The organism is Pseudomonas sp. GD03903 (assembly GCF_029840045.1).
GTDB lineage: Bacteria > Pseudomonadota > Gammaproteobacteria > Pseudomonadales > Pseudomonadaceae > Pseudomonas > Pseudomonas pseudonitroreducens.
The window spans coordinates 41,958-56,264 of sequence record NZ_JAOCBT010000020.1 but is presented as its reverse complement, the minus strand read 5'-3'; the positions used below and the strand labels follow the sequence as shown (position 1 = coordinate 56,264).

Below are 14,307 nucleotides of genomic sequence, written 5' to 3'. Positions count from 1 at the left end.
TATACCTCGCAAGGCGCGGAGCCAGTGGCCCCGCTGCAGTCATTCTGGTTTATCGGCGCAGCTGCACTGGATGCGCTCGAGGGTATCGACGTTCAGCAGCGTCATGCTGCCGCCCCACACGCAGCCGGTGTCGAGGGCGAACAGGCCGGGGACGTCGCACTGGCCTTCCAGCGCGGCCCAGTGGCCGAAGATGATCTTGCGCCCGGCGGCCTTGCGCTCGGCATAGCTGAACCAGGGCGCGTAGCCGGGCGGCGCGGTGTCCAGGCCTTCCTTGGATTTCAGGTCGAGCTTGCCGTCCGGTGTGCAGAAGCGCATGCGCGTGAAGTAGTTGGTGATCACCCGCAGGCGCGCTATGCCGTTGAGCTTCTTGTCCCACTTGGCCGGCTCGTTGCCGTACATGCCATCGAGGAACATCGGCAGTTGGGCGTCGTCGCGCAGTGCGGCTTCGACTTCGGCGGCGCGTTGCAAGGCCTTGTCGATGTCCCACTGCGGCGGGATGCCGGCGTGCACCAGGGTGATGTCGCGCGTTGCGTCGTGATGGACCAGTGGCATCTGCCGAAGCCATTCGATCAGCTGCGCGCAGTCCGGCGCCTCGACGATCTCGCGCAGGGTGTCGTTCTTCTTCAGGCGCTCGGCGTTGTAGGCCACGGCGATCAGGTGCAGGTCATGGTTGCCCAGCACGCAGACGAGCGAATCGCGCATGCCATGAAGGAAGCGCAGGGTTTCCAGCGACGCGGGGCCGCGATTGACCAGGTCGCCGACCAGCCACAGCTTGTCCTGGGCAGGGTCGAACTTAACCTGCTCGAGCAGGCACTTGAGCGGTTCCAGGCAGCCCTGCAGGTCGCCGACGGCATAGGTAGCCATCAGTGCAGCGCCCCCGGCACGGCGAGGCGGAATGCCGGGATCTCGGCATCGAAGTGGTGACCGTCGCTAGCGACCATCTGGTAGCTGCCGTGCATGCTGCCGACCTTGGTCGCCATCACGGTACCGCTGGTATAGGTGTGGCTGGCGCCCGGTTCGATGAGCGGCTTCTCGCCGACCACGCCGGCGCCGCGCACTTCCTGCACGTGTCCGTCGCCGTCGGTGATGATCCAGTGGCGAGTCAGCAGCTTGGCGGCTAGTTCGCCGTGATTGTGGATGGTCACGGTGTAGGCGAACACGTAGCGCTGCTGCTCCGGTTGCGATTGCTCGGGCAGGTGGCGGGTGGTGACGCTGACGCTGACCTGGTAGCGGGAATCGCTCATGCGCTCGGTCCTTGCTCGGCTTCCGGGTTGGTCTCGCTGTAGCGGTTAGCCAGGCTGACGAAGTCGGCGACGCTCAGTTGCTCCGGACGCAGGGTCGGGTCGACGCCGGCGGCTTCGATGTCCTCGACGCTCATCAGCGTACGCAGGGTGTTGCGCAGGGTCTTGCGGCGCTGGTTGAAGGCTTCGCGGACGATGCGCTCCAGCACGCGGTGATCCTTGGCCGGATGCGGCGGTTCAGCGTAGGGCACCAGCCGGACAATGGCCGACTCGACCTTGGGCGGCGGGTTGAACGCACCGGGGCCGACGGTGAACAGGTAATCCACGCGGCAGAAGTACTGCACCATGATCGACAGGCGGCCCCAGTCGCCGTTGCCCGGTTCGGCGGCCAGGCGTTCCACCACTTCCTTCTGCAGCATGAAGTGCATGTCCTGGATGAGCGAGGCGTGGTCCAGGAGGTGGAAGATCAGCGGAGTGGAGATGTTGTAGGGCAGGTTGCCGACGACGCGCAGCTTGTCCTCGGGATTGGCGATGAGGCTGGAGAAGTCGAACTTCATCGCATCGCCCTGGTGCAGGCTGAAGTTGGGCTTGAGGCCGAAGCGCCATTTCAGTTGCGGGATCAGGTCCAGGTCGAGCTCGATCACGTCGAGCTTCGCGCCGCTGTCCACCAGGCCCTCGGTCAGGGCGCCCTGGCCGGGGCCGATTTCCAGCAGGTGCTGGCCTTCCTTGGCGGCGATGGCGCGGAGGATCTTGTGAATCACCCCGGCGTCATGCAGGAAGTTCTGCCCAAAGCGTTTACGGGCGCGGTGCTGGAAGAGTTCGGACATCGAAGGCTCCGGAGAGCAGCCGGGCGCCCGAGGCGGCCGGCTGGAGGCGGAAAAACCATCAGTTTACCAGCCCGGCGCGGCCAGCACGAAACGCTGGCCGAACGGATGACCCGGGATCAGCGCGCCCCAGCGCCAGCTTCGGCCATCTGGTAAGCGGTTTCCAGGGCGACCTGCAGGCTGCCGCTGTCGATCTGGCCGCTGCCGGCGAGGTCCAGGGCGGTGCCGTGGTCCACCGAGGTGCGGATGATCGGCAGGCCCAGGGTGACGTTCACTGCCGCGCCAAAACCCTTGTATTTGAGCACCGGCAAGCCCTGGTCGTGGTACATCGCCAGCACCGCGTCGCAGTGTTCCAGGTGCTTGGGGGTGAACAGGGTGTCGGCCGGCAGCGGGCCGATCAGTTGCATGCCTTCGGTGCGCAGGCGCTCCAGGGTCGGCTCGATCACGTCGATTTCCTCGTGGCCGAGATGGCCGCCTTCGCCGGCGTGGGGATTCAGGCCGCAGACCAGGATGCGCGGGTTGGCCAGGCCGAACTTGTTGCGCAGGTCGGCATGCAGGATGCGGGTCACGCGCTCCAGGCGATTCGCGGTGATGGCATCGGCAATCTGCCGCAGCGGCAGGTGGGTGGTCACCAGGGCGACGCGCAGGCCGCGGGTGGCGAGCATCATCACCACCTGGGCGGTGTGGGTGAGGTCGGCGAGGAATTCGGTATGGCCGGAGAAGGCGATACCCGCCTCGTTGATCACGCCCTTGTGCACGGGCGCGGTGATCATTCCGGCGAAGTGCCCGTCCAAGCAGCCCTGGCCGGCGCGGGTCAGGGTTTCCAGCACATAGGCGGCGTTGGCCGGGTTCAGCCTGCCCGGCTCGACCGGCGCGGCCAGCGGGGTATCCCAGACATACAGGGTGCCAGCCGGTGCCGCGGTGCGCGGCCACTGGCCGGGGCCGACTTCCTGCAGATCGATACTCAGCTCCAGCAAGGCCGCGCGCTGTGCCAGCAGTTCACGGCTGGCAATGGCGACCAGTGGATGCGGTTGCGCTTCGCGGGCGAGCAGCAGGCAGAGATCGGGGCCGATGCCCGCGGGCTCGCCGGGGGTGAGGGCGAATAGGTGGGAAGTGCTCATCAGGGTCTCTCGAATCGGGATTTGCAGCGGATGGGCCTACTCTACGACGAAGCCCTTGTTCTTCGAAGCTTTCGGCGGGCAAAAAGAAACCCGGCCAAGGCCGGGTTTCTTCATGAGCGACTCGCGCTGCTTACTGCTTGATCTCGACGTAGGCTTCGTCGCGGATCTGGCGCAGCCAGGCCTGCAGTTCCTCGTCGTACTTGCGTGCGCGGAGGGTCTGGGCGGCTTGTTGCTCGCGGAACTTGTCGCTGCTGTCGGTGGCGCGACGGCCGAGGACTTCCAGGACGTGCCAGCCGAACGGCGAGCGGAACGGCTTGGTGACCTGGCCTTGCGGCGCGTTGTTCATCACCTCGCGGAACTCCGGTACCAGGGATTCCGGGTCGACCCAGTTGAGGTCGCCACCGTTGAGCTTGGAGCCCGGGTCTTCGGAGAACTTCTTCGCCAGCTCGCTGAAGCTTTCGCCAGCCTGGATGCGCTCATAGAGCTTCTCGGCCAGGCGTTGGGTCTCTTCCTCGCTGCGGATCTCGCTGGGTTTGAGCAGGATGTGGCGGACGTGGACTTCGTCACGCAGCATCTTGCTGCCGCCGCGCTTCTCTTCCAGCTTGAGGATGATGAAGCCACCCGGAGTGCGCACCGGCTCGGTCACGTCGCCCACGGCCAGGCTGCCGATCATGCTGTCGAACGGAGAGGGCAGCTGGGCGGCCTTGCGCCAGCCGATCTCGCCGCCTTCCAGGGCGTTGTCACCGGCCGAGCGGGATACCGCCAGTTGGCCGAAGTCGGCGCCCTGCTTGAGTTGCTGGTACATCTCCTGGGCCTGGCGAGCGGCAGCCTGCACGGTTTCCGGCGAGGCGCTGTCCGGTACCGGGATCAGGATATTGGCCAGGCGGTACTCTTCCGAGAGCTGAATCTTGCCCAGGTCGGAGGCGAGGAAATTCTGCACTTCCTGCTCGCTGACCTGAATGCGCTCGGCCACGCGGCGTTGGCGCACGCGGCTGATGATCATCTCGCGGCGTACCTGCTCACGGGCTTCGTCGTAGGACAGGCCGTCGTGGGCGAGGGCGGCGCGGAACTGGTCCAGGCTCATGTTGTTGCGCTGGGCAATGGTGCCCATGGCCTGGTTCAGCTCTTCGTCGGTGATGCGCACGCCGGAGCGGTCGCCGATTTGCAGCTGGATGTTCTCGATGATCAGGCGCTCGAGCACCTGCTGGGTCAGCACGTGCTCGGGCGGCAGCGGTGCGCCGCGTTTCTGGATGGTTGCACGGACTTCACGCAGGCGCTGGTCCAGCTGGCTCTGCATCACCACGTCGTTATCGACGATGGCGACTACACGGTCCAGCGGAACCACTTCGGCGTGCACGACGGAACTTGCCAACAGCGCGCCCAGCATCAGCGGGCGCAGGGCCTTACATAGCATTGTCTTCACGTTGACGATAACCCTGGATACCTTGGTCGAGGAAGCCTTCCACCTGACTGCCAACTACGCCGCCAAGGCCCTTCAAGATGATTTGCAGGAAAACACCGCGGTCGGCTTTGGACGTCGAGGTCACGAATTCCTCATCGTCGTAGTCGACCCAGTAGCGATTGATCAGGCGCAGCTTCCAGCAGCAGCTGTCGTACTCGAAGCCACCGAAGGCTTCCAGCGTGCGGCTCTGGTTGTAGTCGAACTGCCAGCGGCCGATGGCGGCCCACTGCGGCAGGACCGGCCAGATGAACGAGAAGTCGTGCTGTTCGATCTTGTACTCGTCGCTGCCGTATTCGAACTGGCCAGTGTTGGGGTTGAAGCGCTTGCTGTCCGCACGGTAGCGGTAGCCGGCGTTCAGCACCTTGCGAGGATCGGCTTCGGGTTGGTAGTGGAACATCAGGTTACCGTTGTCGGTATGGCTGGTGTTCGGGTTCCAGTTGAAGTCCGAGCTGGCGTACCAGTCGTGGTTGAAGCGGTAGACACCGGTCAGTGCGTAGGGCGAGCGCCAGGTATCGGCGTCCGGGTTCTTCGCACCGCTGGCGCGCAGATCGTCTTCGCTCAAGCCGGGCAGTTGTACGCGGCGGTCGCTGAAGTAGTAGATCTGGCCGGCGGCGATGTAGGCGCGCTCGAAACCGTCGTCCTCGATGAAGCGCGAGCCCAGGCCAAGGGACAGCTGATTGGCGTCACCGATGCGGTCCTTGCCGGTGAAGCGGTTTTCACGCCACAGCGAGTCGTAGCTGAAGGTGAATTCGCCGGTGTCGAAGGTCGGCAGGTTGTCCTGGTCCTTGTACGGGACGTACAGGTACATCGCCCGTGGTTCCAGGGTCTGACGGAACTTGGTGCCAGCGAAGGTGGTGTCGCGGTCGAAATACAGGCCGCTGTCGAGCTTGGCCAAGCCCAGCGAGCGATCCGGGCTGCTTTCGAACTCACGGTTGCCTGTATTGATGGTCTGATTGGCGAGGTCGGCCTTACCCTGGCTGTCCAGGTCGAGGTCGTACTTGGTGTACAGCGCCTTGACAGTCGGGGTCATGAAGCCCCAGCTGCGGTTCATCGGCAGGCTGATGCCCGGTTCGGCGTGGAAGCGATCACCCGTGGCGCGTGCCAGGCCGCGGATATTGGTATCCGGACGCGGATAGAGCGTCGGGTTGTCCACGTCGATACGGTAGTAGCCTTCATCCAAATCACGATCGAAGCGTACGGCCTCGGTGCTGTAGGTGAAGTTCAGGCCGCCCGGGTTGAACGGCAGCGTGCCGTCCAGGGTGAGCTGCGGCAGGCGATCATACGGGGTGACGTCAGTCACGGTCGCCAACTGGTAGGACTGCGCATTCAGTTTGGCGGTGTAGCTGTCGCCGCGATAGGTCAGGATGCCCTGCTGGTTGACGAAGGTCGGCGAGCCGATGCCCAGCGAGGTATCCAGGTCCTGGAAGTAGTACGGGTCGCTGATGCGGGTGTAGTCGACCTGCGCCAGCAGGCGCGAATCCAGGCCGCTGGTGTTTTTCCAGCCATACAGCCAACGGGTGTCGGTGTACTGCGGGAAGTCTTCGCGGTCGTCGTTCTTGTCGTTCAGGTAGGCGGCGTTGACCTGGCCTTCGCTGCTGTGGGTCAGGTAGCGGAACTCGCCTTCCATCAGCAGGCCGCGCTTGACCATGTAATGCGGGTACAACGTGGCGTCGTAGTTGGGCGCCAGGTTGAAGTAGTACGGCGTGGTCAGCGTGAAACCGGTGTCGGTCGAGCTGGCGAAGGACGGCGCCAGGAAGCCGGACTGACGGCGGTTGTCGATCGGGAAGTAGATATACGGGGTATAGAAGACCGGAATGTCTTTCACCCGCAGGGTCGCGTTGGTCGCGGTGCCGAAACCGGTCGCCGGGTTCAGCTTGATGTTGTTGCCCTTGACGACCCAGGCATTGCTGCCCGGTTCGCAGCGGGTGTAAGTGCCGTCCTTGAGCTGGATGATCGCGTCTTCCTGGCGCTTGGCGTACAGCGCGCTGCCGCGGATCTGCGCCTGGTGCATGACGTATTCGGCGTTGTCGATCTTCGCCGCGCCGTTGTCCAGTTGCAGTTCGGCATGGTCGCCGACGATCAGCGCACCGTTGTCGCGCAGCTTGACGTTGCCGACCAACTCACCACGGTTCTCGGCCTGGTGCAGGTTGGCCTCGTCGGCTTCCACCTGCATGCTGCCCTGGCGCAGGACCACGTTACCCGCGAGGGTGGCGATCTGCTTTTCCTGCTCGTAGCGGGACACTTTCGCCGAAACGTAGGTCGGGGCCTCGTCGTTCGGCGTCTTGTCGTTCATGCCCGGGCGCGTCGGCTCGATATAGGCGCCGCTGCAATACGGGCCCATCTCAGCCTGTTGCGCGGCGGTGAGTTTGTCGCGCGGGATCCAGTCGAGGTGGCTGTAGTCGCTGCTGCGCGACTTCAGGCCGCGGCCGCCGGACTCGGTGACCAGTTGCTTCGGCTCTTCGCCGGCTGCACTGCTCGAGCCGCCCGAGGACTTGCCGCTGCTCGCGGCAGCGCCACCGGCGCTGACCGAGCTAGCGCCGTGCTGCGGGCGCGGCACGCTGCTGGCGCTGCTCTGCGAGGAGCAGTCCCAGGCACCGGACGCGGAGGGCTGGCAGGCGAACTGCTCGCCGGGCGCCGCGGTCACAGTGGCGAGCGGCTGGAAAGCCAGCAGGCCTCCGGTCACCAGTAAGGGGAATTTTCTACGGAACACGGGGAAATTCACTGCCATCTTGTTAATCCGGGCTTCCTGCGAGCCTTCAGCCCAAAACGGGCCGCACGCCTATCGATGGGCTCAAAAAGATGCTGGATAATAAAGCATGACCCGCGCAACGGCTAGGGCCGTGGAGAACCCATAAAGATGTCACAGGATGCCCGTTACCAGCAGATGATCGGCTGGTTGGACTTGAGTTTGCCCGCAGTGTTCAACGCGCAAGGCTGGGGGCAGGTGCCCGAGGCCAGCCTCACCGCAGCCAGCAGCGACGCCAGTTTTCGCCGGTATTTCCGCTGGCAGGGCGAGGGTCGCAGCCTGATCGTGATGGATGCGCCACCGCCCCAGGAGGACTGCCGCCCCTTCATCAAGGTCGCCGGCCTGCTGGCTGAGGCCGGTGTGCACGTTCCGAAGATTCTGGCCGAGGATGTCGAGCAGGGCTTCCTGCTGCTCGACGATCTGGGGCGCCAGACCTACCTGGATGTACTCACCGCGCAGAATGCCGAGGAGCTGTTCGAGGATGCCCTCGATGCCCTGGTGGCCTTCCAGCAGGTCGATGTCGCCCGGCGCCTGCCGGCCTACGACGAAGCCCTGTTGCGCCGCGAACTGCAGCTGTTCCCCGACTGGTACCTGCAGCGCCAGCTGGGCGTGACCCTGGAGGGCGAGCAGCTCGCCCGCTGGGAACGTACCTGCGATCTGCTGGTGCAAAGTGCCCTGGAGCAGCCGCGGGTGTTCGTGCACCGCGACTACATGCCGCGCAACCTGATGCTCAGCGAGCCGAACCCCGGCATCCTGGATTTCCAGGACGCGGTCTACGGTCCGGTGAGCTATGACGTCACCTGCCTTTATAAGGATGCCTTCCTCAGCTGGCCGGAGCCGCGCGTACACGACGGCCTCTCGCGCTATTGGAAAAAGGCCCAGGCCGCCGGCATTCCGCTGCCCGCCACCTTCGAAGAGTTCTTCCGTGCCAGCGACCTGATGGGCGCCCAGCGTCACCTGAAGGTGATCGGCATCTTCGCCCGCATCTGCCACCGCGACGGCAAGCCGCGCTATCTGGGCGACGTACCGCGCTTCTTCCGCTACCTGGAAAGCGTCATCGCGCGCCGCCCGGAACTGGCCGACCTGGCCGCGCTGCTGGCCGGCCTGCCCAAAGACGAGACGCATCCCGCATGAAAGCCATGATCCTCGCGGCGGGCAAGGGCGAACGCCTGCGGCCGTTGACCCTGCACACGCCCAAGCCACTGGTGCGAGCTGCTGGCGTAGCGTTGATCGAATACCAGCTGCAGGCTCTGCGCCGAGCGGGGTTCGATCAGTTGGTGATCAACCACGCCTGGCTCGGCCAGCAGATCGAGGATCACCTGGGCGATGGTTCGGCCTTTGGCGTGAGCATTCGCTACTCGCCGGAGGGCGAGCCGCTGGAAACCGGCGGTGGCATCTTCAAGGCGTTGCCGTTGCTGGGTGACGACGCCTTCGTCATCGCCAACGGCGACATCTGGACCGACTTCGACTACGCGAGCCTGAACGGTGCGCTGGTCGAGGGCGATCTGGCGCACCTGGTACTGGTGGACAACCCCGGCCACCACGCGCGCGGCGATTTCTGCCTGAGTGGCGGTCGCGTCAGTGACTACCGCGAAGGACAGCCGAGCCTGACCTACAGTGGCATCGCCATCCTCCGTCCGCAGCTGTTCGACGGCTGCCAGCCCGGCGCGTTCAAGCTGGCGCCGCTGCTGCGCCAGGCGATGGAAGCAGGGCGCGTGAGTGGCGTGCACCATCGTGGCCGCTGGATCGATGTCGGGACCCACGAACGCCTGGCGGAAGTCGAACGCCAACTGACGGAGGGCTGAGGTGTTCTGGCCGGGGACCCTGGTGGGGATTATCGCTGGCTGGGCGCTGGCGAGCATTCCGGGCGCCATGCTTGGCGGTCTGCTCGGCCAGGTGCTCGATCGGCGCCTGAAAAAGCGCACCTGGCGCGGCCTGCTGGAACAGTTGCGCGGTGGTCCCTGGGTGGCTGACCAGGAGTTGTTGTTCCTGTTGCTCGGCCGCCTGGCCAAGAGCCGCGGGCGGGTGCTCGATGGACACATCCAGCAGGCGCGCTCGGAGATGCAGCGTCTGCAACTGGATGACAAGGCCCGTCGCCAGGCGATCGATGCCTTCGGCCGTGGCAAGCTGGGTGGGGAATTGCTGGACGCTGGCCTGCGCCAGCGCCATGGCCAGGAGGCCACTGCCGAAGGTCTGATCCAGGCCTGCTGGCGTATGGCCTGGGCAGGCGGCGCGCCGAATGCTGCGCAGAAGAACCTGCTGCTGCAGTGGGGCAATTCACTGGGGCTGTCCCGCTCCAGGGTCCTTGCGCTGTCGTCGGCTGCCGAGCCGCCCAGGCCGCCAGCAACTCCGCGCGAGTCCTATAGCGGAGCGTTGCGCCTGCTGGGCGTGACCACGGAGAGCGAACCGGAGGAGATCAAGCGTGCCTACCGCAAACTGATCAGCCAGAACCACCCGGACAAGCTCGAAGGCCTGGGCGCCAGCCCCGAGCGGATTGCCGCGGCGACCAACAAGACCCGCGAGATCCAGGCCGCCTACCTGCTGGTGCGCCAGCGTCGCGGATTCCGCTGAACCGGGTGGCCTTCAGGGCTGTTCGATCGGCTCGAGGTGCAACGACAGCCAGCCGCGGATACGGCGGTAGAGTTGCTCCTGCTCGGTGCCAAGGTCTGCGGGCAGGGCATTCATGCCGATCTGCACGTAGTTCGGCGCCTTCTGTCGCTTGCTGGCCTGCAGGCGCAGCTTGGCTGCCGCCACGTCGGGTGCCTTGTCCTTGTAATAGAAGTCGCCGGTGGCGAGGTTCAGCAGCGGCACGGTCTCGTCCAGCGACGGCTTGAAATCGCGTGGCATCTCCGGTGCTACCAGCAACAGATTCTTGATCTCGGCCGGCGTGCGCTCGCCCAGGTAGCGGGTTGCCCAATAGGCTCCGGTGCCGTGACCGAGCAGGACGATGGTCTTGGGTTTGTGCTGTTGGGCCAGGTCGACGGCTGCCTGGATGCGCGCCAGCACGCGCTCGGCATGGGCTTTGCGCAGCTCCACCGGATCGCTGGGCGGCGGTGGAGTTTCTGCACTGGCTTGAGCCGGCTCGGCGCTGCCGGCTTCGCCGGTGCTTTCCGGGGTTGGCGTGGCGCTGCCTGCGCTGCCCTTCACTTCAGGTTTGCTGGCACTGTCGGTGGCCGTGGCGTCGGTGTCGGCGCTGGCCTTGTCCGGGGACTCCTTCGGCCGCGGGATTGGTGCGGTGCTCTGCGGGTCGGGCAGGGTCACCGCCAGGGTCTGCCAGCCGGCATCGGGCAGCTTGCGCCGCAGCGGGCCGATCGCCACCGGCCAGTCGGCGCTTTCGCCATCGCCAGGGACCAGGATTACGGCGCCTTCGGCGTCGGCGGTATTGGCCGGCAGCCAGAGCGCAAGGAAGGTTTCGTCGCCGGCCTTGAGTTCCTGTCGCTCGCTTTCGGGCAGTTGGCGCACCAGGCCGCTGGCTTCGTCCTGGCTGCGCTCGTTCACCGCCGGGCGCACCACTGGCGCGGCGGCTGGTTTTGCTTCGGCGGCGTGCTTGGCGTCTTCGGCCCAACTGTTGCCCTGTGGCAAAAGGCTGAGGGAAAGGCAGAAGGCGAGAAGCGTCGGGCGAGGCAAGTACGGCATCGGAGATATCCCTGTCTGGCGGGGCTGCAAGCGGCGGGGCGCGAGTGCGGCCAGCCTAGCGGCTTGTATTAGCTTTGTCAGGCGCAGGCGTGCCGGGTTCAACCGGGCTTGCTGTAAGGTATGCCGGCCATTTGCTTTGACCCGAGTGAACTCCATGGTGTTGTCGGCATGATTCGTCTGTTCTGGAAAGCCTGCCTGGCCTGGTGCTGCTGCCTGCCGTTGCTGGCCCTGGCAGAAACCACTGCGCCTCCGCTGGCGCTGGATGAGGCGCAACTGGCGTGGCTTGCCGAGCACCCGCAGCTGCGCGTCGGCGCCGTGCTCGAAGCCCCTTACGTGCAGCAGGATCGCCGCTTGCAGCAACTCTCCGGGGCCAACGTCGAATTGCTGGAGTGGCTGGCCAAGTCCTTGCACGTCAGCCTGGAATGGCACACCTATGCTGACCAGGCGGCGCTGGAGCGGGCCGTGCGACAAGGCGAAATCGATCTGGCGCCCGGCGTCAGCCAGACGCCTTCGACCCTGCGCGACTGGCTGTTCTCCGACCCCTACCTGCGCGTACCGCGACTGGTGGTGGGGGACCGACGCAGCGGCACATCGGTGGAGCTGGACAATCTGCGCGACGGTGAGTCCGTCTCCGTGCGCGGCCCCGGCCCGGTGGTGGATTACCTGCGCGGCACCTACTCGGGGTTGACCCTGCAGGTCGTCGACAGCGAGCGTGAAGTGCTGCGCAAGGTGCTCGGGCGCGAGGCCAATTATGCCGTGATCGACGAGGCGCAACTGGCGCGCCTGACCCGCGAAACCGAGTTCACCGGCCTCTGGGTCGTGGCCGATATCGGCTACCCGCAATTGCTCCGCGTGGCGACCCGGCGCGGCCTGCCGGAGTTGGCCGGGATCATCGACACTGCCCTGCGCGCGGTACCGGCCAAGGATCTCGACCAGCTCCACGAGCGCTGGCTGCAGCCAACCTACCCGCGCCTGGGTTCTTCGCCCGGCTTCTGGCAGAACCTCTGCATCCTGCTCGGCCTGCTGCTGGCGTTCGCTGTCGCCGCACTGTTCTGGCTGCGCCGCCAGCACCGGGCGCTGGAGTCGCGTCTGCTCGCCGCGCGCCGTGATATCGAATTGCGCCAGGCGGCGGAGCAGGCGCTGCGTCTGACCCAGTTCGCCATCGACAGCAGCACCGTGGGCATCCTCTGGGTCAACTGGGACAGCCACGTGCGTTATGCCAACCGTGCCGCCGAAGAGATGCTCGGTTACCTGCCGGGCGCCGTGGTGGACCGGCCGCTGTCGGACTTCGAACCGGCGCTGAACATGGACCGCTGGCTCAACCTCTGGCGCCGCGCGCGCAATGCCGACGAGGCGCCGCTGAGCTTCGAGACCCGTTGCCTGCGCGCCGATGGCCAGTGGCTGCCGGCGGACGTTTCGCTGAGCTTCCTGCGTTTCGGCGATTCGGAGTACCTGCTGGTGTTCCTCAACGACGTCACCGAGCGCCGCCGCGCCCGCGCGGCGCTGGAAGAGAGCGAGGCGCGCCTGCAGGGCATCGCCGCCAACGTTCCGGGGCTGGTATTCCGCCTGGAACCCAACGCGCCGGACGATGACTCCGACTTTGCCTATATCAGCTTCATCACCGGTGGCAGCGAAACCTCGCTGGGCTACTCGCCCGGTTACCTGCGCGAGAGCGGCCTGGGCATCATGGGCCTGGTGCATCCGTCCGAGCGCGAGGGCTATCTCGCCAGCCAACTGGAGGCGGTGGCAGGCCAGCGCAACTGGCTGTGGCAGGGGCGCATCCTCACCCGCAGCAACGAGCCGCGCTGGGTCGACATCAAGGCCACGGTGCGCACCCTGGATGATGGCCGGTCGGCCTGGGACGGCGTGGTCTGGGACATCACCGAACACAAGCAGATCGAGCTGGAGCTGCAGGATTCCCGGGCGCAACTGCGCGAACTGTCGGCGCACCTGGAGAGCGTGCGGGAGGAGGAGAAGGCGCGCATCGCCCGCGAAGTGCACGATGAACTGGGCCAGGTGCTCACCGTGCTCAAGCTGGAAACCTCCATGTGCGAACTGGCCTATGCCGAACTGGATAGCGGCCTGCGCGAGCGCCTGGAGAACATGAAACGCCTGATCGCCCAGTTGTTCCAGCTGGTGCGCGACGTGGCCACCGCGCTGCGCCCGCCGATCCTCGATGCCGGTATCGGTTCGGCGGTGGAGTGGCAGGCGCGCCGCTTCGAGTCACGGACGCAGATTCCCTGCCTGGTGCAGGTGCCGGAGAACCCGCCGGAGCTGTCCGACGCCAAGGCCATCGGCCTGTTCCGCATCCTCCAGGAGGCGCTGACCAATGTCATGCGCCATGCCCAGGCGCATACTGTGGAGTTGCAGCTGAGCGTCGAAGGCCGCGAACTCTGCCTGCGCATCGCCGACGACGGTGTCGGCTTCGACCCGCACGCCACGCGACAGGGTGTTTCCTTCGGCCTGGTGGGCATGCGCGAACGGGTGCTGATGTTCGGCGGCACCTTGCAGATCGACAGTCAGCCCGGGGAGGGCACCACCCTGTTGATCCGGGTGCCATTGCGTTCCCGTGGCGGCTGAGCGGGCGGCAAGCATAACGACAATGACAAGAGTGAAACGGGAGGAACGGCGGTGATTCGAGTGCTGGTGGCGGAAGACCATACGATCGTGCGCGAAGGCATCAAGCAACTGATCGGCATGGCCAAGGACCTTCAGGTGGTCGGTGAGGCCACCAACGGCGAGCAGTTGCTCGAAACCCTGCGCCAGACGCCCTGCGAAGTGGTCCTGCTGGACATCTCCATGCCCGGCGTCAATGGCCTGGAAGCCATCCCGCGGATTCGCGCGCTGAACAATCCGCCGGCGATCCTGATGCTCTCCATGCATGACGAAGTGCAGATGGTGGCCCGCGCGCTGAAGGTGGGCGCGGCGGGCTATGCCACCAAGGACAGCGATCCGGCGCTGCTGCTGACGGCGATCCGCAAGGTTGCCAGTGGCGGCCGCTATATCGACCCCGATCTCGCTGATCGGATGGTCTTCGAAGTCGGCCTGACCGATTCGCGCCCGCCCCACGCCTTGCTCTCCGAGCGTGAGTTCTCGGTATTCGAGCGCCTGGTACAAGGTGAAGGCGTCAACGAGATCGCCCAGCAACTGGCGGTCAGCAGCAAAACCATCAGCACCCACAAGGCGCGGCTGATGCAGAAGCTCAACGCCAATTCGGTAGCCGACCTGGTGCGCTACGCCATGGAACACAAGCTCGTCTGAGCGCCCGGCACCGCGG

General features: G+C 65.7%; 12 protein-coding genes. 5 read left to right on the top strand and 7 right to left on the bottom strand.

Annotated elements, in window-relative coordinates; translation table 11 throughout:
* Positions 1 to 39: 39 nt before the first annotated feature.
* The 6 genes from N5C91_RS24945 to N5C91_RS24920 form a co-directional block, all read right to left on the bottom strand.
* Positions 40 to 864 carry a symmetrical bis(5'-nucleosyl)-tetraphosphatase gene (locus N5C91_RS24945; RefSeq protein ID WP_279832744.1) on the bottom strand — a complete coding sequence of 275 codons (825 nt, stop codon included), beginning with the start codon at positions 862 to 864 and terminating at the stop codon, positions 40 to 42.
* Complete coding sequence (gene apaG / locus N5C91_RS24940) at positions 864 to 1,244, bottom strand: Co2+/Mg2+ efflux protein ApaG (protein ID WP_279832742.1); 381 nt, start codon at positions 1,242 to 1,244, stop codon at positions 864 to 866. Before apaG ends, N5C91_RS24945 begins: the two co-directional genes overlap by 1 nt.
* On the bottom strand, positions 1,241 to 2,068 hold the full coding sequence (gene rsmA / locus N5C91_RS24935; RefSeq protein ID WP_236201359.1) for a 16S rRNA (adenine(1518)-N(6)/adenine(1519)-N(6))-dimethyltransferase RsmA: 828 nt from the start codon (positions 2,066 to 2,068) through the stop codon (positions 1,241 to 1,243). The genes apaG and rsmA overlap by 4 nt, the downstream gene beginning before the upstream one ends.
* A gap of 116 nt (positions 2,069 to 2,184) precedes the next feature.
* Entirely contained in the window at positions 2,185 to 3,186 is a 1,002-nt protein-coding gene (pdxA, locus tag N5C91_RS24930) for a 4-hydroxythreonine-4-phosphate dehydrogenase PdxA (protein WP_279832739.1), read from the bottom strand.
* A 130-nt stretch (positions 3,187 to 3,316) separates the two neighbouring features.
* Complete coding sequence (locus tag N5C91_RS24925; protein WP_236172628.1) at positions 3,317 to 4,609, bottom strand: peptidylprolyl isomerase; 1,293 nt, start codon at positions 4,607 to 4,609, stop codon at positions 3,317 to 3,319.
* Positions 4,590 to 7,376: an LPS-assembly protein LptD gene (locus N5C91_RS24920; protein WP_279832737.1), complete on the bottom strand. Its 2,787-nt coding sequence runs from the start codon at positions 7,374 to 7,376 to the stop codon at positions 4,590 to 4,592. The genes N5C91_RS24925 and N5C91_RS24920 overlap by 20 nt, the downstream gene beginning before the upstream one ends.
* Positions 7,377 to 7,505: 129 nt before the next feature.
* Between N5C91_RS24920 and N5C91_RS24915 the strand changes: the two genes are divergently transcribed.
* Genes N5C91_RS24915 through N5C91_RS24905 form a run of 3 tightly spaced genes read left to right on the top strand, consistent with a single transcriptional unit; the run spans position 7,506 to position 9,965 of the window.
* Positions 7,506 to 8,528 carry a phosphotransferase gene (locus tag N5C91_RS24915; RefSeq protein ID WP_236172626.1) on the top strand — a complete coding sequence of 341 codons (1,023 nt, stop codon included), beginning with the start codon at positions 7,506 to 7,508 and terminating at the stop codon, positions 8,526 to 8,528.
* Positions 8,525 to 9,199: an N-acetylmuramate alpha-1-phosphate uridylyltransferase MurU gene (murU, locus tag N5C91_RS24910; RefSeq protein ID WP_279832734.1), complete on the top strand. Its 675-nt coding sequence runs from the start codon at positions 8,525 to 8,527 to the stop codon at positions 9,197 to 9,199. Before N5C91_RS24915 ends, murU begins: the two co-directional genes overlap by 4 nt.
* Position 9,200: 1 nt before the next feature.
* Positions 9,201 to 9,965 (top strand): DnaJ domain-containing protein, encoded by a 765-nt coding sequence (locus tag N5C91_RS24905; protein WP_279832733.1) that lies wholly within the window; start codon positions 9,201 to 9,203, stop codon positions 9,963 to 9,965.
* Between the two features lie 12 nt (positions 9,966 to 9,977).
* On the opposite strand, the gene N5C91_RS24900 is transcribed toward N5C91_RS24905, so the two are convergent.
* Positions 9,978 to 11,030, bottom strand: coding sequence for an alpha/beta hydrolase family protein (locus N5C91_RS24900; RefSeq protein WP_279832732.1), 1,053 nt, complete (start codon positions 11,028 to 11,030; stop codon positions 9,978 to 9,980).
* Positions 11,031 to 11,198: 168 nt separating this feature from the next.
* Here N5C91_RS24900 and N5C91_RS24895 point away from each other — a divergent pair, with 168 nt between their 5' ends.
* A complete protein-coding gene (locus tag N5C91_RS24895; protein ID WP_279832731.1) occupies positions 11,199 to 13,610 on the top strand; it encodes a transporter substrate-binding domain-containing protein in 2,412 nt (803 codons plus the stop codon).
* Between the two features lie 51 nt (positions 13,611 to 13,661).
* Entirely contained in the window at positions 13,662 to 14,291 is a 630-nt protein-coding gene (locus N5C91_RS24890; protein WP_138212997.1) for a response regulator transcription factor, read from the top strand.
* The last annotated feature ends 16 nt before the right edge of the window (positions 14,292 to 14,307 follow it).

Bases quoted from the DNA above. Each gene is read 5' to 3' on its own strand.
- N5C91_RS24945 (WP_279832744.1), bottom strand. From the start codon at position 864: ATGGCTACCTATGCCGTCGGCGACCTGCAGGGCTGCCTGGAACCGCTC.
- apaG (WP_279832742.1), bottom strand. From the start codon at position 1,244: ATGAGCGATTCCCGCTACCAGGTCAGCGTCAGCGTCACCACCCGCCAC.
- rsmA (WP_236201359.1), bottom strand. From the start codon at position 2,068: ATGTCCGAACTCTTCCAGCACCGCGCCCGTAAACGCTTTGGGCAGAAC.
- pdxA (WP_279832739.1), bottom strand. From the start codon at position 3,186: ATGAGCACTTCCCACCTATTCGCCCTCACCCCCGGCGAGCCCGCGGGC.
- N5C91_RS24920 (WP_279832737.1), bottom strand. From the start codon at position 7,376: ATGGCAGTGAATTTCCCCGTGTTCCGTAGAAAATTCCCCTTACTGGTG.
- N5C91_RS24915 (WP_236172626.1), top strand. From the start codon at position 7,506: ATGTCACAGGATGCCCGTTACCAGCAGATGATCGGCTGGTTGGACTTG.
- murU (WP_279832734.1), top strand. From the start codon at position 8,525: ATGAAAGCCATGATCCTCGCGGCGGGCAAGGGCGAACGCCTGCGGCCG.
- N5C91_RS24900 (WP_279832732.1), bottom strand. From the start codon at position 11,030: ATGCCGTACTTGCCTCGCCCGACGCTTCTCGCCTTCTGCCTTTCCCTC.
- N5C91_RS24895 (WP_279832731.1), top strand. From the start codon at position 11,199: ATGATTCGTCTGTTCTGGAAAGCCTGCCTGGCCTGGTGCTGCTGCCTG.